This is a genomic window from Cyanobium sp. ATX 6E8, assembly GCF_024346335.1.
Taxonomy (GTDB): Bacteria; Cyanobacteriota; Cyanobacteriia; order PCC-6307; family Cyanobiaceae; genus Cyanobium_A.
The window spans coordinates 36,878-53,960 of the sequence record NZ_JAGQCT010000003.1 but is presented as its reverse complement, the minus strand read 5'-3'; the positions used below and the strand labels follow the sequence as shown (position 1 = coordinate 53,960).

Below are 17,083 nucleotides of genomic sequence, written 5' to 3'. Positions count from 1 at the left end.
CCTTAGAAGCTGAAGCCCAGCCGAGCGCCGACGCGCACCTGGTCGTTGCCGAGCAGCTGGCCGATGTCATAAAGGCCGGCGGCATTGGACACGTAGACATCCACGGTGGTGCTGCGCGAGGCCAGCCAGCGCAGGGCGAGGCTGCCGTTGCTGCCGTTGCCGCCGCCGAGGTCGGTGGCCACCACATTCACTTCCGGGATCAGCTGGAAGCGTGGTCCGAGCTGCAGGTTGGCGGCCAGGCCCACACCCCAGCTGGTGCCGCTGCCGCTCCAGGCCAGCTTGGGGTTGAGGTGGAAGGCCAGGGTGGGGGTGGCTTCCCAGGTGTTCATGGTTTCAAAGAAGAGGTAGCCCTGCTTGCTGCTCTCGTCTTCGTTGCGGCCCACGCTGATCCGGCCGGCGGCCCAGATCGGCAGGCCTTTGGAGGGCCGAAACACCATGGCCTTGCCGCCGAAACGCAGGTTGAGGCCGCCATCACCGGCGAAGGTGTTCACGAAGCTGTTGCGGGGCTCGATGCCGTTGAACACGCCGGCGGCCAGCTGGAACTGGAAGTCGTTGGACACGGAGTAGCCGCTGCCGGCGAAGAGGTTGGCGCGGCTGTCGCCGTTCAGCCAGATCTGGGTGGTGCCGTTGGCGGGGGTGAGGGCGGTGTTGACGAACAGTCCACCGAGGGCGAGGGAGGCCTGGCGGGGTGTGTAGCGGGGGCTGGGGGAATCGAGCGCACCGGGATTCCAGGAGAAGCGAGCGCTGAGCATGGGCTCCGAGGGCGCGCTGGGCAGGGCCAGGATGGCGGTGGCCGGGCTGAGGCCAAAGCCGTTGGTGACGCTGGCCTCGAGGCCGATGCGGGGGTTGACGGCGATGTTGGCGCCGGCCGAGAGGATCGGCACGCGCGAATACACCAGATCGCCATTGAAGGCGTTGTTGCCCGGGCCGAGGGGCACCATGGCCGAGCCAAACAGCTGCACCTGGTTGCCGAGGCGGTAGCTGGCGCCCAGGCCGAGGCTGATGTTGGTGCCGTAAAACTCACCGGCGCCGCCTTGGTCGGCCCCCTGGCTGCCCGGCAAAAAGCTCACCGCTGGCACAAAGGAGAGCTGCAGGTTGCGGTTGGCCTGCCAGGAGAGGGGCAGGGAGAGGGCGCCGATCCAGTTGCGGGTGAAGACGGACTGGCCGGAGTTGTTGAAGATGTTGGGCGTGCCGGCGTCATCGCAGCTCACCGGACCGCCGCAGCCGCTGCCCACGGTGAAGAGCTCGAGGGCTCCTTCCGCGGCCAGCTGCCACTTGTCGCTACCGGCGAGGCGGGCGCGGAGGCTGCCGCCGTAGATGGTCCAAAGGTTGGCGGGCTGGCTGGGCCGGCTGGGGATCGGCGCGAAGAGCGGGTTGTCGGCGTAGGTGTAATAGGCGGAGGCCATCAGGGCCGGGGTGAGGCCGTAGTCGGCGCGAAAGCCGTAGTTTTGGTTGCCTGTTCCGCCAGCGGCTCCGCCGTTGCCGGGGCTCACCTGCTGAAAGCTGAGCTGGCCTAGGGCCTCGGGCACCAGGGCCGTGGTGGGCAGCTGGCCCAGGCGCAGCAGGGGCAGGTAGTCGTCCCAGCTGGGCAGCTGGCTGTCGAGCAGCTCCTGCACCTCGGCGAGGCTCCGGGGAGGCGCGAGGGGCTCAGCGGCGCTGGGCGGCAGTATCAATTCTGCTGCCGGCACCGGTTGCCAGGAAAGGGGTGCGGCAGGGGGCTGGGAATCGGTTGGATTAATGGGCTCCCAGCCAGGGGCTAGGGGCGCAGTTTGAGGCGCTGGCGCCACCCAAACCGGTTCGGGCACCGGCGAGGCCGGTGAAGGCTGGGCGGGCTGCCACTCCAGGGCGAGGGCTGGTGGAGACAAGCCCATCAGGGCGATCAGCCAATGGCGGGAGAGGGGCACGCTGCGCCTCAAGAATCAATCCAGCGCAGGAAACGCCGCCGCAGCTGGCTGGCCTTTCCACCCCAGGAGCGGGGACTGGCGTCGGCCTTGGTTTCTGGGGCGGCGTCGGCTTCGCCGTAATAGGAGTAGGCACTGCGGGTGTCGTAGCCGCCATACCCATACCCATACCCATACCCATACCCATACCCATACCCATACTTGTATCGGTTGCCGTAGCCGTAGGAGGTGTTGGTGTTGCTGTCTTCCGTGATGGAGTTGGTGACGACCCCGAGTAGCTGGGCGCCGCTGCTGCGGATGCGGGCGATGGCTTCGTTGGGCAGGCCGCGATCCACCCGACCCAGGCTCACCAGCAGCATCAGGCCATCGCTGTGCTCCGCAACTAGGACGGCGTCGGCCAGCCCGAGCACCGGTGGAGTGTCGTAGAGAATTAGATCAAAGTCGCCACTGGTGGCTAGGTCGTTGACGAGCTGGCCCATGCGGGCCGAACTGAGCAGACGGATGGGATCGGGGGGCCGGCGGCCGGCGGTGAGCACGGTCCAACCCTCGTAGCCCTCCACCTTCTGGATCGCCTGCCGCCAGTCGAGGTCGTCTTCGGTGAGCAGGTTGGAGAGGCCGATGAGGTTGTTCAACCCGAGGCGATGGTGTATCTTGGGTTTGCGCATGTCGGCATCCACCAGCAGCACCCTCTGGCCCATCTCGACAATCGTTTTGGCCAGGAGCACGTTGGTGAGGCTCTTGCCTTCGGCCGGCAGGGAGCTGGTGAGGGCTACCGAACGCATGGGCCGGTCGGAGTTGAGGAAGCGCAGGGAGGTGAAGAGGTTGCGCAGGGCTTCTTGATAGAAGAAACGCTGGTAGCCGGAGAGGCGGGCAGCACCATCGGCGCTGGCGTCTTCCCCAGCACCAGCTGTTGGCAGCACGGAGGCATCCAGCTCCTGCAGCAGGAAGCGCCGGTCTTCGCGCACATTTTTGAAGAAGGCCACGTGAGGAATGTGGCCCAGCAGGGGCTCCCGGAGGTCGTCCTTCACCTCCATTGGGCTGTGGAACACGTGGTCGAGGCGGTCGCGAAGCAGGCCGGCACCGGCACCGGCCACCAGGCCGAGCACTACCCCGAGGGCGAGGTTGCGGGGCACCGAGGGCTTCACGGGGTTGGGGTCGATCTCCGGGGGGGAGATCACCTTCCAGGGCACGGTGCGCTGGGCGATTTCGAGCTGGAAGTTTTCGCGGGTCTTGATGAAGCCGGCAAGATTTTCCTGGGCGATCTGCAGTTTCTGCTGGAGGGATTCGTATTGCTTGATCAAGGCTGGCTGTTGCTGGAAGCGACCGCCCAGTTGGGCGATTTGGCGCTGGGCCGTGGCGAGACGGTTGGCGTTGAGGGAGAGGGCCGCATCAACGGCCTCGAGCTGGTTGCTGCGCAATAGGGGCAGCAGGGCGTTGCGCCGGGCGGTGAGGCCGCGCACCATTGAGGAGCTGGGGCTGAAGCGGGAGCGGGTTTCGGCCAGCTGCTGCTCCACCTTGGTGAGCTCCTGCAGCAGGATCTGGTTTGTGCCGGTCACCGAGAGGCCCTGGTTAACGCTGCCGCCACTGCTGGGGCCGGTGCCGATGGCCTCCTCGAAGCTGCGGGCGGTGAGGCTGCCGGCCACAATGCCCTGGCGCACGCTCTGGAGGCGGCCCCGCTCGGCCTGGAGGCCGGCGAGCTGTTCTTCGAGGGTGCCGATCTGGGTTTTGAGCACCCCGCCCTCGGCGGTGGGCTCGATCAGGCTGTGGCGCTGGCGGAAGCTGGCCAATTCACTCTGCAGCTCGGCGGTGCGTGCTTCAAGGGCCGGGGCCTGCTGGTTGAGGAAGCGGATGCCATCGGCCAAGCGTTGCTGGCGCTGGTTGAGAGCAGATTGCAGGTAGGTCTGGCTGAGCTGATCCAGCAGGCGCTTGTCCTGCTGGGGATCGCGGCCGGTGACTGTCACCGTGAGCACCCCTTCGGCTTTCTCTTGGCGGCTACCGCCAGTGGCGATGCTGATCCGGTCGCCGAGGGCCGAGCTGGTGAGGCCGAAGCGGCGGGCGATTGGCCCCAGCATGACCGGGCTCTTGAGCACCTCGATCAGGGTTGGGATGTCGGAGCTGGTGGTGTTGCGGGCCAGCTCGGCAAACATGGTGTTGTTGAGGGCTGCGGCGCCGCTGGCACTGCCCTTGTTGTCGTCGCTGATCGGATCGCTAATCAGGAGCTGGAAGCCCCCTTCATACACGGGGCGGAACAGGCGCTGGTAGCCGGTGATCAGGGCGGCCAGTACGACCACCGAGCCAGCTGTAAGGGCCACGAGCTTGCGGCGCCGTTTGAGGGCTCGCCACAGCTCGGAGAGATCGATGCTGTCGTCGTCTGCAGCCAAGCTGCGGCTGCCCACTTCACTCACCTGCACCAGCTGCACGCCGGGATCGGCAAGGGGGGAGGGGCTGGTGCCAGGGCGGGCGATCAGATTGGACAAACGAGCCGAGCTTTTTGATTTTTAAACGCTAATGCTAATGCCCGACGTTGAAGCGTGACTCAGCTATGGGACACTTGCGGAAATTGATCCGTTTTTGTGCATTTGGCGCGGGCTCTTCGGCACCGTTCAGGCCTGCTGGGTCTGGTTGCATTCGGTGCCTTCACCTGGGGCGCCAATCTGGGGCCGTTAGCTGCCCCGGTTGCGGCGGGCCAACCGGTCGTTCGTCCTCTGGCCGCCCCAGTCACGCTTCAAGAGGACAGCTACCTGCTGGGCCCCGGGGATCTGTTGGAGCTGAAGCTCTTTGATGCCCCTGAACTCTCGGGAAACCTGGATGTGCTCAACGACGGCACGGCGTCGCTGCCGCTGATCGGCAGTGTGAGACTCACTGGGCTCAGTTTGTTTCAGGCTAGCCAGTGGTTCACCAGCCTCTACCGCAAGCAGCTGTTGCGCCCGGAGTTGCAGCTGCGGGTGGTGAAGCCCCGGCCGATCCGGGTGGCCCTAGTGGGGGAAGTGGAGCGGCCTGGCCTCTATTCGCTTACTACCAGTGAAACCACCCAGACCGAAGGGGGACCCAGCCTCACGGTGAGCGGGCTGCCCACGGTGGTGGATGCGATTCAGAAGGCTGGGGGCATCACCCAGCTGGCCGACCTGCGCCAGGTGGTGTTGCAGCGCCGCATGCCCGGCGATCCTCCGTCCCACAAGCAGGCGCGGCTGGATTTACTGGCCCTGCTGCTGGAGGGCGACCAGCAACAGAATCCGTTCCTTTTTGATGGCGATACGATCCGCATCACCAAGGCCAGCGAGCCGCCGGCGGAGGCGGTGGAGTTGGCGGCGGCCAACCTGTCGCCCCAGGAGATCCGGGTGAATGTGATCGGCGAGGTGGTGCGGCCTGGCACCCTGCCGCTGCAGGCCAACACGCCCCTGGTGCAAGCGGTGCTGGCGGCCGGCGGACCCCAAACCTGGCGGGCCAGCAACGCCAATGTGGAGCTGGTGAGGATCAACCGCAATGGCACTGCAACCCGCCAGCGCTTTGCCCTGAATCTGAGCCAGGGGGCTTCCAACACCATGAATCCCCCCCTGCGTGATGGCGACACGGTGGTGGTGAATCGCAGCGGCATGGCGGTGGCCAGCGACGCGATCGGGGCGGCGAGCACCCCGCTCACCGGCTTGGTGAACATCCTGGCCCTGGTGGACCTGATCAACAGGAACTGATGCCAGCAGCTGGGCTAAGTCGCTTTCGTTTGGATTGGGTGCTGGTGCAGGAGCTGGCGGTGGGCCCGGCGCCCCGTGCTGAGCGTCATCTCGAGCGCCTCACAGAAGCGGGCGTGACCGCGGTGCTCAGCCTCTGCAGCGAGCAGGAGGCGCCGCCGCCAGCGGGGCTGGAGAGCCGCTTCGAATGCCGGCGCCTTGTGCTGCCGGACCATCGGGTGGAGCGTTTGCCAGAGCTGGCCCAGCTGGAGCAGGCCCTAGAGGCTCTGGCTGAGCTGCGGGCCAAGGGGCCGGTGTACGTGCATTGCGTGGCGGCTATGGAGCGCTCGCCGTTGGTGTGTCTTGCCTGGCTGGTGCGCCGCCATGGGCTTACGCCCCAGCGGGCCCTCGATTACCTGATGCAGGTGCACCCAGGCACCAATCCGCTGCCCGGCCAACTTGCGCTGCTGGCCCAGCTCTGAGGCGGATCCGACTCCTAACGCCTCTAACTTATGCATATTCGGCATAAAAGTTGGGGGCTTATTTTCAATACTGGCTCACTTGGTACGCGTGTTCTATAGCCCTAGGGAATCTCTGGACAAAGGGGGTTTGACCGGCGGCAGCGAGCAGAACGAGCGGTTTTAGCCGCAAATTGCCTTTAAGACCATTTTTGATGACTTTAGGCTCACATAGCCAGCCATTTTTGGCTGGTTTTGAGGCTAAATCGAGGTGTGCAGACACACCAATCCCCTGGTCACACTGTCGCCAGTAATAGCCGTCGGGCCTGGTACAGATTTGACAGTGCCGCCAGCACCTGGATTTTGCAGCGTTTCTTGGCCAGGCCACGCAGCCGGGTCTTCTGAAAACCGAACTGCTGCTTGATCACACGGAAGGGATGCTCGACCTTGGAGCGGATGTGGGCCTTGGCCGTCTCAACCAGATCCAGTAGTTTTCCCTCTGCTGAATCCGGTAGGGCTCGGCGTTTGCCAGGTCGCATCGCCACCCTGAATTCCGCTCTTTTGCCGGCCATCTCCGGTCTCTTGGCGATGCCCTGGTATCCGGCGTCGCCGTAAACCACCTCCTCATCACCATGCAACAGCTCAGCTGCCGCGGTGAGGTCGTGCACGTTAGCGGCGGTAACCACAACCGAATGGATCAGGCCTGAGTCCTTGTCAACGCCGGCATGGACCTTCATGCCGAAGTACCACTGGTTGCCCTTTTTGGTCTGATGCATCTCCGGATCCCGCTTCCCATCTTTGTTTTTGGTGGAGCTGGGCGCTGCGATCAAGGTGGCATCGACGATGGTGCCCTGGCGCATCGTCACGCCACGAGCAGCCAGGAGCGCGCGGCGTCCCATGGAGTGGTGTAACTCGGGGGGATCAGCCCCGGCGTAGCCGGGGCTGACGGCTCGCCTCCCTCAGACATCAGCTGTGGCAATGGGTGGGCCGGTCTGTGACCCTGTTCGGAGAACTACCACCAAACCGAACACAGACCATGACCCTTACCCATAGTGGCGCCTCCGAGCTGGCTCAGCTCATCGAGGGCACCACCGCTGGCGCCCTGATCCCTGAGATCGTGCGCCGGGGCTTCCAGGATCTGCTGGAGGCCGAGGTCTCCGCTGCCATTGGAGCCACGCGCCATGAACGCTGCCCTGATGAGCGATCCACCCACCGCAATGGCTACCGCCAGCGGCTGCTCACCACCCAGGTGGGTGACCTCAGCCTGGCCATCCCCAAACTGAGGCAGGGCAGCTTCTTTCCCGACTGGCTCGAGCCTCGCCGCCGGGTGGACAAGGCGCTCTACGCCGTGGTGATGGAGGCCTTGCATGGCGACAATTAGATAGGCGGGACTGCGCAACTACATAGGCGGGTCTCAGGACGCGACAACAGGGCTCCGATCACGGTCTGGAGCTCCGCGATGCCCGCCCCTCTGTCGTTGCGGATCAAGGAGCAGTACATGGCCAAACGGGCCAGTGGCCTGAGCCAGCAGATTGCTGCTGATGCAGTCGGGATCTCGGTGCGCAGCGCCCAGCGCATTGATCGGGGTGAGCTGCAAGCCCAGGGTCAACAACAGCAGCAGCGGGGTCGCCACTGGCGAACACGCGCCGATCCGCTGGCGGAGGTCTGGCAGAGCGTGCTGGTGCCCATGCTGGAGAAGGCGCCGCAGCTTGAACCCCAGACGCTGCTGCTGCACCTGGAGCAGACCTTCCCCGGCCAGGAGTGGTATCGGCGCAAACGCACCCTGCAACGCCGCGTGGAGCAGTGGCGCGCCCTACACGGGCCTGCTCAAGAGGTGATGTTCCTGCAGACGCACCAACCAGGGGTGCTGGGGATCTCCGATTTCACGGTGCTCAAGGGCCAGCCCATCACCATCGCTGGTGTGGCGTTTGAGCATCGGCTGTTCCACTTCCGCCTGCCGTATTCGGGCTGGTGCCATGTGGAGGTGATCCATGGCGGCGAGAGCTTTGTGGCGCTTGCAGAAGCGCTGCAGAACGCTCTGATGCTCTGCGGCGGAGTGCCGGCAGAGCACCGCACCGACAGCCTCAGTGCCTGCTACCGCAACCGCAACGGCAGTTACGCCGCCGACTTCACCAGCCGCTACCGCGAGCTCTGCGCGCATCTTGGCGTGATCGCTACCCGCAACAACCGTGGCGTCGCCCATGAGAACGGCGCCATCGAGGGCCCACACCGCCACTGGAAGAGGCGGCTGGAGCAGCAGCTGATCCAGCGCGGCAGCAGGGATTTCGCCACTGAGGCCGAGTACCGCCAGCTGGTAGCCCAGGTCAGCGCCACGCTCAACAACCGCTACGAGGTTGCCGGCAGGCTGGAGATCGAGCGGCTGCACCTGCAGCCGCTGCCGGTGGAGCGCTTTGCTGACTACGACCCGCTCACAGTGCGGGTACGCAGCACCAGCACGATCGAGGTGCGTTCGGTCACCTACAGCGTCCCCTCACGGCTGATCGGCCAGCAGCTCACCGTGCACCTGCGCCATGACCGGCTGGATCTGTTCCTGCGCAGCCAGTTCGTGGAAACCCTGCCGCGACTGCATGCCCGCAAGGGCGAGAGCGGAGCGCTGCGACGGATCGACTTCCGCCATGTGATCGAGAGCCTGCGCCGTAAACCCAGGGCGCTGCTGCGCGCGCAGTTGCAAGACGACCTGCTGCCAGGCGAGAGCTGGCGACAGCTGTGGCGAGCGCTGCTGGCGGCGCTGCCGCCGGATGAGGCGGCCAAGGTGATGGTCGATGGCCTCCATGTCGCCGCCAAAGCGGGCGACCTTGCTGCCGTGGAGCGGTATCTGCGGCGAGCCCTGCGTAACGGCACCCTCAGCCTCCAGACCTTGCGTGATCACTACGGCCTGCGCCCTCCACGGGGGCTTGCGGCCATGCCCCAACTCCAGATCCCTGAACACACCCTCACTAGCTATGACGAACTCCTGGGTGGAGCCCCCCAGCCGGCCGGCACTGGACACAGCCCTGCCGGCCCTGTTGAAACAGTTGAAACTGGCCCAGTTCCGCAACCAGTGGCAGGCGGCAGAAGAGCAGGCCCAAACCGACGGCTGGAGCCCGGCCAGCTACCTCTATGTGCTGGCGGAGCAGGAGCACCAGCAGCGCCACCAGGCGCGGCTGCGGCGGCTGTTGCATGAGGCGCAGTTGCCGGTGCCCAAGACCCTGGCCGATGTCGACTGGGGTACCTTCCTTGATCTGGATCGTCACCAGATTGAGCAGCTCGCCCATGACACCGGCTGGCTGGATCGGGCCGAAAACCTGCTGCTGTTTGGTCCCAGTGGGGTGGGCAAAACCCACCTGGCCGCCGGGATCTGCCGCAGCCTGATTGCCCTGGACCGCCCGGCACGCTTCTTCTCGGCCACCACGCTGGTGCAGGAGCTGCAGCGCGCCAAGGCCGACTACGCCCTGGCCAAGGCCCTCAACCGGTTGGATCGCTATGCCCTGCTGGTGATTGACGACATCGGCTACGTCCGCAAGGACGAGGCCGAGACCTCGGTGCTGTTTGAACTGGTGATGCACCGCTACGAACGCCGCTCCCTGCTGGTGACGAGCAACCAACCGTTCAGCGAGTGGGAGAACGTCTTCTCCACCAGTGCCATGACCGTGGCAGCGGTGGACCGGCTGGTGGATCACAGCACGATCATCCAGATCAATGGCGAGAGCTACCGCCGCAAACGGGCCCGGCGTTTGGCGTCCTGACCAGGCGTCAATTACCCGCCAACAGCAGCTCGGCCCAACCCCCTGCCTGGCAGGGGGTTGGGGTCTCCCACCCGCCTACGTAATTGACGCGGCCCGCCTACGTAGTTGACACCGGGCAAGGCCTACACCGGTGGCATCTCTACCCGCAAGGTCGACGCCTTGGTGGAGGTGCTGGGCGGGGCCAGTGGCATCTCCAAATCAGAGGTGAGCCGCATCTGCCAGGGCCTCGATGAACAGGTGAAAGCCTTTCTGGGCCGGCCGTTGGACCATGCCCGCTACCCGTACGTCTACCTCGATGCCACCTACCTCCACGGCCGTCTGGGGCAGAACATGCAGGTGGTTTCGCGGGCCGTCGTGGTGGCGATCGGCATCAATGCCCTCGGCTACCGAGAAGTGCTCGGCATTGCCGTGGGTGACAGCGAGGCGGAGGGCTTCTGGCGCCAGTTCCTCGGCTCCCTCAAGGAGCGTGGCCTCACTGGAACCCGGCTGGTGATCTCAGACGCCCACCTGGGGCTGACGGCAGCGATCAGGCGGATGTTCCAGGGCAGTAGCTGGCAGCGCTGCCGGGTGCACTTCTTACGCAACCTGCTGTCTCACGTCCCCAAGGCCGGCCAAGACATGGTGGCCGCCGCCATGAAAGCAGTATTCGTGATCCAGGCACCTGAGCAAGTGCGCTCCCACTGGCAGCGGGTCACCGAGATGCTGCGCAAGCAGTTCCCAACGGCTGTGCCGGTAATGGACGCCGCTCGCGACGACGTGCTGGCCTTCCTGCACTTCCCCCAGGAGCACTGGCGCAAGATCTGGAGCACCAACCCGCTCGAGCGCCTCAACAAGGAGATCAAACGCCGCACCAACGTGGTCGGCATCTTCCCCAACGACCCAGCGATCGTGCGGTTGGTGGGCAGCCAGCTGCTGGAGCAGCAGGAGGAATGGCAGCTGGAGCGCCGCCGCTTCTTCTCCGAGGCCACCATGGCCAAAATCCCGGAGCCAGAAGAGGCCCTGGAGCTCATCGATGCTGATCCGTCTGCCCAGCCAGACGCACCCATCAGCTGAACCGCACCAGCTCCTCCCTCGATCTACACAGAACACATCGATCGCTGAGTTGCCAATTCAGCGATCAGGGTTCATAGTGGATGAATGGAGCTGCGCAATCAGCTTCCAAGCAGTCATCTCTTGACTGCTCCTGTTCACCCTCCGGAAAGGGTCACAGGACCTCCTGAGTTACACCACTCGGAGGGGCGCTACCCAGGAGCGCCTTGACCGTGTCAAAAATCTGCTCGCCCAGCCCATGCTTCTCCAGCAGATGGCGGAAGGTGAGAATCGTGGTCTCATCGGGGATCCGGTCGCTGATCAGCTCGATGCCGGCAAAGCGGCGCATGGTGGGCACCTCGATCAGGGCCTCTTCCATCGCCGGATCGCTCAGCGAATACCACTGCTGCAACAGGTGGATCCGGAGCATGGTGCCCAGCGGATAGGGAGGGCGGCCGCCTTTCTTGCTCGCCTTGGGGTAGTAGGGCTCGATCAGATCGATGAGTGCCTGCCAGGGCACTACTGCCTCCATCTCCGCCAAGAACTTCTCGCGTTTGGTGCGTTTTTTGGCCGTGGTCAGCTCATAGTCCGTGAAACCAAGCTGCTTGCCGCCCATCAACCCAGTACTGGACTGTGATTACAGGTTCATTTTCGCGCATGCGGGCTGGGTTTTCCAGAATCTCCCTAGATCTTTCTGCGCGTGCAGAAATTGCAATTTCTGCACAATGAACCCCCCCCCCCCCCCCCAACGTGCAAGAATGCGGTGGCATTAAAATTGAGGCGGTTGAGCATGGTGCTCCCTCCCGTTTTGATGTTTTATTGAATTGTTATGTCTGAGTTGATTCGATAAAGTACGCAGTCATTTAATTTGAGGGTTTTTAGGGAAGAATTGGCGGGCTGAGTAGGCCTATTGGTTATAACGCTTGGCTGTATCGCTGCCTTCGCTGCAGCCCCGAAACATCGCAACACCCATCACAGCAGGAGCACGGAGCAATGGAGTTCTCGTGCTGGAGGGCCCCTTGCCCCAACTCAGTACCGACAGCAGCTGCGTCAGAGCTGATCGATTTAGCATGTGCAGATCATCAAGCCATGAGCGTTGCGGACCGGATTCTCTCGGCTCTCACCACCGTGATCCGCCTGGAAACGGATGGCACTCCATCCGGCACCTGACAGTGTTCACCCTTCCGCACTATCCGTAGGGAACCCCCGCTCTCCTAATCCCCAGCCGATGACCCCCAGTCCCACGCTTGAGAACTGCACGGGCCGCGTGGCCCTGATCACCGGCATCACCGGGCAAGACGGCAGCTACCTGGCGGAGCTCCTCCTGGAGAAGGGCTACAAGGTGCACGGCATCAAGCGGCGGGCCAGCAGCTACGGCCTCCGGCCCGCTTCGCGAACAACACAGCCCGCATCGATCACCTCTACCATGACCCCCACGAGAGCGACCCGCGCCTGGTGCTGCACTACGGGGATCTGACCGACAGCACCAATCTGATCCGGATCATCCAGCAGGTGCAGCCCGTAGCCGCAAGGCTTCTGCGAAGCAGATGAGATCTACAACCTGGGCGCCCAGAGCCACGTGGCGGTGAGCTACCGCTACGCGTGCCTGCGGCTATGAGGCGCCCGAATACACCGCCAATAGCGATGCGCTTGGCACCCTGCGCATCCTCGAGGCAGTGAGGATGCTCGGCCTTAGCGCCAAAACCCGGATTTATCAGGCCAGCACCTCCGAGCTCTACGGCCTGGTGCAGGAGATCCCCCAGAAGGAAACCACGCCCTTCTACCCGCGCAGCCCCTACGGCGTGGCAAAGCTCTACGCCTACTGGATCACAGTGAACTACCGCGAGGCCTACGGCATGTATGCCTGCAACGGCATCTTGTTCAGCCACGAATCACCGCGGCGCGGCGAAACGTTTGTGACCCGCAAGATCACCCGCGGTGCTGGGTGATCCCACGAAGGCCCACGAAAAACTGGGCTGGACGCCCACCACCACCCTGGAGGAACTGGTGGCCGAGATGGTTGCCACCGATAAAGAAGAGGCTGCCAAGGAGGCCCTTTTGCGCCGCAAGGGCTTCACCGTGGTGGGCTCCATGGAAAACCCACCCACCAACTCAGCTGGCGTGGGCTGATGGCGGAAGATATTCGCTGGCAGCAGCGCTTCAGCAACTACACCAAGGCGCTGGCGCAGCTGGAAACCTTTGTCGAACCCCCGGCCCTGAACGAACGGGAGCAGCAGGGCTTGATCAAGGCCTTTGAGTACACCTTTGAGCTGGCCTGGAACACACTTCGCGATTTGCTGCGCAGCCAGGGCGATACCTCACTGCTGGCATCGCAATCTCACCAGCCACAGCTACCTGCCTTGCTTCCTCCAACTGCGCCAACGCTTAGAGCAGCGGATCGTGGAGGAACAGCAGATTGCGGAGCAACAGCCAATCCCGGGATTCCAGGCCAGCGGGTTGAGCAACTTGTCGGTCTGTTTACAGCCCAGCCTGAGGTGCAAGCCGTTTGGCTGTTTGGCTCGCGCGCCATGGGGAGGTATCAGCCGGGCTCGGATATCGATCTCTGCCTGGAGGCTCCCGGGCTCACCCACGCGCACCGTGTGCAGCTGCTCGCCGCCCTGGCGGGTGGATCTGGTTCTGCAGCATCAGCTGGATGCAGATGTTCAACACCATGTGCAACGGGTGGGCCAGTGCATCTGGAGCCGCCCATGACCGCTGATGCCCCCCCGCTGATCACCCCTGCCGATCAGATCCTCACCGCCAGCCGCACCGAGCTTGATCTGCTGGATGGCGCGGCGGTGGAGCGCTGGTTTGCGGCCAACAACCCCACGGTGGTGGTGCTGGCGGCGGCGAAGGTGGGTGGCATCCAGGCGAATTCCACCTACCCGGCCGACTTTCTGCTGGACAACCTCAAGATCCAGACCCACGTGATCGAAACGGTCTGGCGCGCCGGGGTGCGGCGGCTGCTGTTTCTGGGTAGCAGCTGCGTCTACCCGAAGTTTGCGGAGCAGCCGATCCGGGAGGAGGCCCTGCTCACGGGCGAGATGGAGTCCACCAATGCGTGGTATGCGATCGCCAAAATCACCGGCATCAAGCTGTGCGAGGCGCTGCGCCGTCAGCACGGCTTTGATGCGATCAGCCTGATGCCCACCAACCTGTATGGCCCAGGCGACAACTACCACCCCACCAACAGCCACGTGCTGCCGGCGTTGATCCGCCGCTTCCATGAGGCCGCCGAAGCTCAGGCCCCCAGCGTCACCTGCTGGGGCACGGGCACGCCGCTGCGGGAATTCCTGCACGTGGATGATCTGGGCGAGGCCTGCGTGTTTGCCCTGGAGCGTTGGCAACCGGCACCGGAGGAGCTGCAGTTTCTCAATGTGGGCACCGGCCTAGACCTGAGCATCCGCGAGCTGGCGGAGGCGGTGGCCGCCGCCACGGGCTTTCAGGGCGAGATCCTCTGGGACAGCAGCAAGCCCGACGGCACCCCCAAAAAACAGCTCAACGTGAGCCGCCTGGCTGCCCTCGGCTGGCGGGCCCGGATCCCCCTGGCCGATGGCCTCGCCAGCACGGTGGCCCTGTTCCGCCAGTAGCTGACGCAGCAGCTGGTGCGGCTCTGACCCGGGACCTTCCGAACGATGCTCAGCGCCGCCGCTCCACCAAGCACCTGCAATCCTGGCTAAGTTGGCTAAGGATCACCGCAACGGCGGCCATGCAGGTCAACATGCTGGAGGCCAAGAGCCAGCTCTCGCGATTGGTAAAGGCAGCCCTGGCTGGTGAAGAGGTGATCATTGCCAGCCATGGCAAAGCCCAGGTGAAGTTGGTTGCCTGCGTTGCTGCTCCTGGGCTGAAGCAGCCTGGTGCCATGGCAGCTGCCTCGCCGGCCCTCACTCCACACTTGCTGGACGCAGCGTTCAGCGATGCTGTGGATCAGGAAGCAGCGCGGCTCTTCGGCAGCACCGTTGCCGATTGATGCGACTGCTTCTCGATACCCAGATCATGATCTGGTGGCTCGTTGATGATCCTCGCCTGGGTCCCGAAACCCGTAAATTGATGGCTTCCACCGCTTGCTTGGTATCGGTCGCCAGCATCTGGGAGGTGGCCATTAAGCATCGGCTCGGCAAGCTGCCGGTGGCGTCAGCTGATTTTTCGCGATCAGAGCTGCGCCGCGGGTGCTTCGATCCTTCCCGTGCTGGATGAGCACGTGATCGAAACCGCCCGGTTGCCGCTGGTCCATGCCGATCCCTTTGATCGTCTTTTAATGGCCCAGGCCCGCGTGGAGGGGTTGATGGCGGTGTCGTCTGATTTGCAGTGGCGTAGTTACGACGTGTCACTTCACCAAGCCTGAGCCCGCAAACCTTGGTCTCCAATGACTCCCGCGACTTCGGCCTGAATGCCCCTCTTCGATTCCGTACAGGCTGTACAGAATCAAGACGAGGTTGAGCATCTTGTCCACCTGAGCCACCAAGCGCACACCGCCCCCTCGCCGTACTGTTTTTAGTACTAAGATGAGCGTCCCATTGGATGGGTGAGATGGAAGAACGCAATGTGCTCACCTCTGCTGAACTCAAGCGGCGAGGCATTGTGGCGATCGAGCAAGCCCTGCAACACGGGCCCGTGCATCTGATCAAGCGCAACCAAGCCGCGGCTGTGGTGCTCAGCGAGCAGCACTACCGGCAGTTGCAACTGCGGGCCTCGCGGGCACCAGCACCCGATCCGTCGGCCTTGCAATGGCTGCTTAGCGTGCCGCCGAGCGAGAGCCCACGCGGCAAAGCCGCCATCGATGCCGAGCTGGCTGCTGAGCGCGACTGGTGATCGCCTTTCTTGATGCCAGCGCGCTCATCTATCTGGTGGATGGCGACGCCGCCTGGGCCCAGGCGGCCCGGCAAGAGCTCCAGCGGCTTGCGGAACTGGTCCCAGCACTGGAAATCTCCATCAGTCGGCTCAGCGTTTTGGAGTGTCGCGTGGGCCCCTTACGGAGAGGCGATCAGGCCAGCCTGGATCGCTTCGATGCCTTTTTCGCGCAGCCCGATCTGGTGTGGGTTGAGCTCACGGCCCCGGTGGTGAAGCTGGCGACCCAACTGAGAGCAAGCCATCGGCTGCGCACACCGGATGCCTTGCAGGCGGCCTGCTGCATGCAGCTTGGAACCGGCACCGTGATGCTCACTGGAGACGCCGACTTTGAAAAGATCAGCGCTTTGCAGCTGCGGCTGATTCGCTGAACCGATTCCCATCGGTTGGCCCTCTTCGATTCCGTACAGGCTGTACAGGATCAAGACGCAGCTAAACATTGATGACACCCTCAGGGCAGCCTTCCAGGCTGCGCCGCAGCAACTCAGCCGCTGTCTTCAGCCTGGTTCGGTTGAGCGCTCCGGGCTCGATCTCGATTTCGACGGTCCCACCCAAGGCCGATTTCAGTCAAGAGAGCCGCTGACGCTACGCCGGGATGGGGATAGAGACCAAGCATGGCCGATCTGGGCGAAGGGTGACCTTTTCAACAGCCCCCTAAGCCGCCAGGCGCCCCAGCCCGAACGAGCCACGCAGCCGCCTGGCGCAGGCGACGCCTCGAAGCCAACCAGTTCCTCATGGGCTTCAGCCCTACGATAATGTCATTGACATTTGCGCGATCTCGCGGTGACTTCCATGGTCCAAGTCACGGCCAGGCTCCCCGATGCCCTCGGCGCCGAGCTCGATGCAGCGGCCCAACAGCTCAAGCGCTGCCGGGCCGACATCATTCGCCAGGCGATTGAGTATTACCTCGACGACATTGAGGATCTGCGCTGCGGGGTGGCAGCCCTGAAGGACCCTGCCGACCCTGTACTCGACTGGGCTGAGGTGCGAGATGCGCTGCTCGCTGCGGATTAAGCGCTCCGCGGCCAAGGCGCTGGCCGCTCTACCAAAGGCTGATCGAACGCGACTCGTCGCAGCCATCGACCTGCTCTGCGACACCCCAGCCGCAGGCTCTGCCCTCAAGGGTGAATTCGAAGGATTGCGGCGCTTGCGTGTGGGTCACTACCGCGTGGTCTACGAATGGCAGCGCAACGACCTGGTGATCCTGGTGGTGCGCATCGGCCATCGCCGCGAGGTCTATCGCTGACCAGCCCTCACACCACATCAGCTGTCTCCAACCCCAAAATTCCTAAGCACGTCGTAGGCGCTTCCCCCTGAGCCGCCAACCGCCGGCAAACGCCCGATCCCCTGCTGCCGAACCACTGCTGCTGCTCACCGAATGGCAGGCGTTTGCCCAGACCGACTGGGCGGTGGGCTGCAGGCGTGGACCGTGGGCG

Annotated in this window: 14 protein-coding genes and 6 pseudogenes; 16 read left to right on the top strand and 4 right to left on the bottom strand. The window is 64.1% G+C overall.

Annotation, left to right across the window (positions count from 1 at the left end; genetic code table 11):
• Positions 1-2: 2 nt before the first annotated feature.
• Positions 3-1,904 carry a hypothetical protein gene (locus KBY70_RS03860; protein WP_254987460.1) on the bottom strand — a complete coding sequence of 634 codons (1,902 nt, stop codon included), beginning with the start codon at positions 1,902-1,904 and terminating at the stop codon, positions 3-5.
• Between the two features lie 8 nt (positions 1,905-1,912).
• Positions 1,913-4,378, bottom strand: coding sequence for a GumC family protein (locus KBY70_RS03855; RefSeq protein ID WP_254987459.1), 2,466 nt, complete (start codon positions 4,376-4,378; stop codon positions 1,913-1,915).
• A 228-nt stretch (positions 4,379-4,606) separates the two neighbouring features.
• On the opposite strand from KBY70_RS03855, the gene KBY70_RS03850 reads away from it, so the two are divergent.
• Entirely contained in the window at positions 4,607-5,590 is a 984-nt protein-coding gene (locus KBY70_RS03850) for an SLBB domain-containing protein (RefSeq protein WP_254987607.1), read from the top strand.
• Between the two features lie 38 nt (positions 5,591-5,628).
• A complete protein-coding gene (locus KBY70_RS03845; protein ID WP_254987606.1) occupies positions 5,629-6,048 on the top strand; it encodes a dual specificity protein phosphatase family protein in 420 nt (139 codons plus the stop codon).
• 272 nt (positions 6,049-6,320) lie between these two features.
• Here KBY70_RS03845 and KBY70_RS03840 read toward each other — a convergent pair.
• Positions 6,321-6,905, bottom strand: a pseudogene (locus tag KBY70_RS03840) (IS5 family transposase); the annotation flags it as partial.
• A 155-nt stretch (positions 6,906-7,060) separates the two neighbouring features.
• On the opposite strand from KBY70_RS03840, the gene KBY70_RS03835 reads away from it, so the two are divergent.
• The 4 genes and pseudogenes from KBY70_RS03835 to KBY70_RS03820 form a co-directional block, all read left to right on the top strand.
• A complete protein-coding gene (locus KBY70_RS03835; RefSeq protein ID WP_254987458.1) occupies positions 7,061-7,405 on the top strand; it encodes a transposase in 345 nt (114 codons plus the stop codon).
• 78 nt (positions 7,406-7,483) lie between these two features.
• Positions 7,484-8,614: pseudogene (istA, locus tag KBY70_RS03830) on the top strand (IS21 family transposase); the annotation flags it as partial.
• 436 nt (positions 8,615-9,050) lie between these two features.
• Positions 9,051-9,770 carry an IS21-like element helper ATPase IstB gene (istB, locus tag KBY70_RS03825; RefSeq protein ID WP_315859684.1) on the top strand — a complete coding sequence of 240 codons (720 nt, stop codon included), beginning with the start codon at positions 9,051-9,053 and terminating at the stop codon, positions 9,768-9,770.
• 117 nt (positions 9,771-9,887) lie between these two features.
• Positions 9,888-10,823, top strand: a pseudogene (locus tag KBY70_RS03820) (IS256 family transposase); the annotation flags it as partial.
• Positions 10,824-11,016: 193 nt separating this feature from the next.
• Here KBY70_RS03820 and KBY70_RS03815 read toward each other — a convergent pair.
• Positions 11,017-11,415 (bottom strand): annotated as a pseudogene (locus KBY70_RS03815) (transposase); the annotation flags it as partial.
• Positions 11,416-12,027: 612 nt separating this feature from the next.
• Between KBY70_RS03815 and KBY70_RS03810 the strand changes: the two are divergent.
• The 10 genes and pseudogenes from KBY70_RS03810 (at position 12,028) to KBY70_RS03765 (ending at position 16,893) form a co-directional block, all read left to right on the top strand.
• Positions 12,028-12,929, top strand: a pseudogene (locus tag KBY70_RS03810) (GDP-mannose 4,6-dehydratase).
• A pseudogene (locus KBY70_RS14525) lies at positions 12,929-13,342 on the top strand (nucleotidyltransferase substrate binding protein); the annotation flags it as partial. The pseudogenes KBY70_RS03810 and KBY70_RS14525, both read left to right, overlap by 1 nt.
• A 165-nt stretch (positions 13,343-13,507) precedes the next feature.
• The gene (locus KBY70_RS03800; protein WP_254987605.1) at positions 13,508-14,389 is read left to right on the top strand and encodes a GDP-L-fucose synthase family protein; all 882 of its coding nucleotides are present in this window, start codon (positions 13,508-13,510) and stop codon (positions 14,387-14,389) included.
• A 119-nt stretch (positions 14,390-14,508) separates the two neighbouring features.
• Positions 14,509-14,769 (top strand): type II toxin-antitoxin system Phd/YefM family antitoxin, encoded by a 261-nt coding sequence (locus KBY70_RS03795; protein ID WP_254987455.1) that lies wholly within the window; start codon positions 14,509-14,511, stop codon positions 14,767-14,769.
• A complete protein-coding gene (locus KBY70_RS03790; RefSeq protein WP_254987454.1) occupies positions 14,769-14,996 on the top strand; it encodes a type II toxin-antitoxin system VapC family toxin in 228 nt (75 codons plus the stop codon). The genes KBY70_RS03795 and KBY70_RS03790 overlap by 1 nt, the downstream gene beginning before the upstream one ends.
• Positions 14,986-15,144: a hypothetical protein gene (locus KBY70_RS03785; protein WP_254987453.1), complete on the top strand. Its 159-nt coding sequence runs from the start codon at positions 14,986-14,988 to the stop codon at positions 15,142-15,144. Before KBY70_RS03790 ends, KBY70_RS03785 begins: the two co-directional genes overlap by 11 nt.
• Positions 15,145-15,329: 185 nt before the next feature.
• Positions 15,330-15,611: a hypothetical protein gene (locus KBY70_RS03780; protein WP_254987452.1), complete on the top strand. Its 282-nt coding sequence runs from the start codon at positions 15,330-15,332 to the stop codon at positions 15,609-15,611.
• Positions 15,608-16,018 (top strand): type II toxin-antitoxin system VapC family toxin, encoded by a 411-nt coding sequence (locus tag KBY70_RS03775; RefSeq protein ID WP_254987451.1) that lies wholly within the window; start codon positions 15,608-15,610, stop codon positions 16,016-16,018. The genes KBY70_RS03780 and KBY70_RS03775 overlap by 4 nt, the downstream gene beginning before the upstream one ends.
• A gap of 421 nt (positions 16,019-16,439) precedes the next feature.
• Positions 16,440-16,661 (top strand): ribbon-helix-helix protein, CopG family, encoded by a 222-nt coding sequence (locus tag KBY70_RS03770; protein ID WP_254987450.1) that lies wholly within the window; start codon positions 16,440-16,442, stop codon positions 16,659-16,661.
• Positions 16,639-16,893 carry a type II toxin-antitoxin system RelE family toxin gene (locus KBY70_RS03765; RefSeq protein WP_254987449.1) on the top strand — a complete coding sequence of 85 codons (255 nt, stop codon included), beginning with the start codon at positions 16,639-16,641 and terminating at the stop codon, positions 16,891-16,893. The genes KBY70_RS03770 and KBY70_RS03765 overlap by 23 nt, the downstream gene beginning before the upstream one ends.
• The last annotated feature ends 190 nt before the right edge of the window (positions 16,894-17,083 follow it).

Bases quoted from the DNA above. Each gene is read 5' to 3' on its own strand.
- KBY70_RS03835 (WP_254987458.1), top strand. From the start codon at position 7,061: ATGACCCTTACCCATAGTGGCGCCTCCGAGCTGGCTCAGCTCATCGAG.
- KBY70_RS03800 (WP_254987605.1), top strand. From the start codon at position 13,508: ATGACCGCTGATGCCCCCCCGCTGATCACCCCTGCCGATCAGATCCTC.
- KBY70_RS03795 (WP_254987455.1), top strand. From the start codon at position 14,509: ATGCAGGTCAACATGCTGGAGGCCAAGAGCCAGCTCTCGCGATTGGTA.
- KBY70_RS03790 (WP_254987454.1), top strand. From the start codon at position 14,769: ATGCGACTGCTTCTCGATACCCAGATCATGATCTGGTGGCTCGTTGAT.
- KBY70_RS03780 (WP_254987452.1), top strand. From the start codon at position 15,330: ATGGAAGAACGCAATGTGCTCACCTCTGCTGAACTCAAGCGGCGAGGC.
- KBY70_RS03770 (WP_254987450.1), top strand. From the start codon at position 16,440: ATGGTCCAAGTCACGGCCAGGCTCCCCGATGCCCTCGGCGCCGAGCTC.
- KBY70_RS03765 (WP_254987449.1), top strand. From the start codon at position 16,639: ATGCGCTGCTCGCTGCGGATTAAGCGCTCCGCGGCCAAGGCGCTGGCC.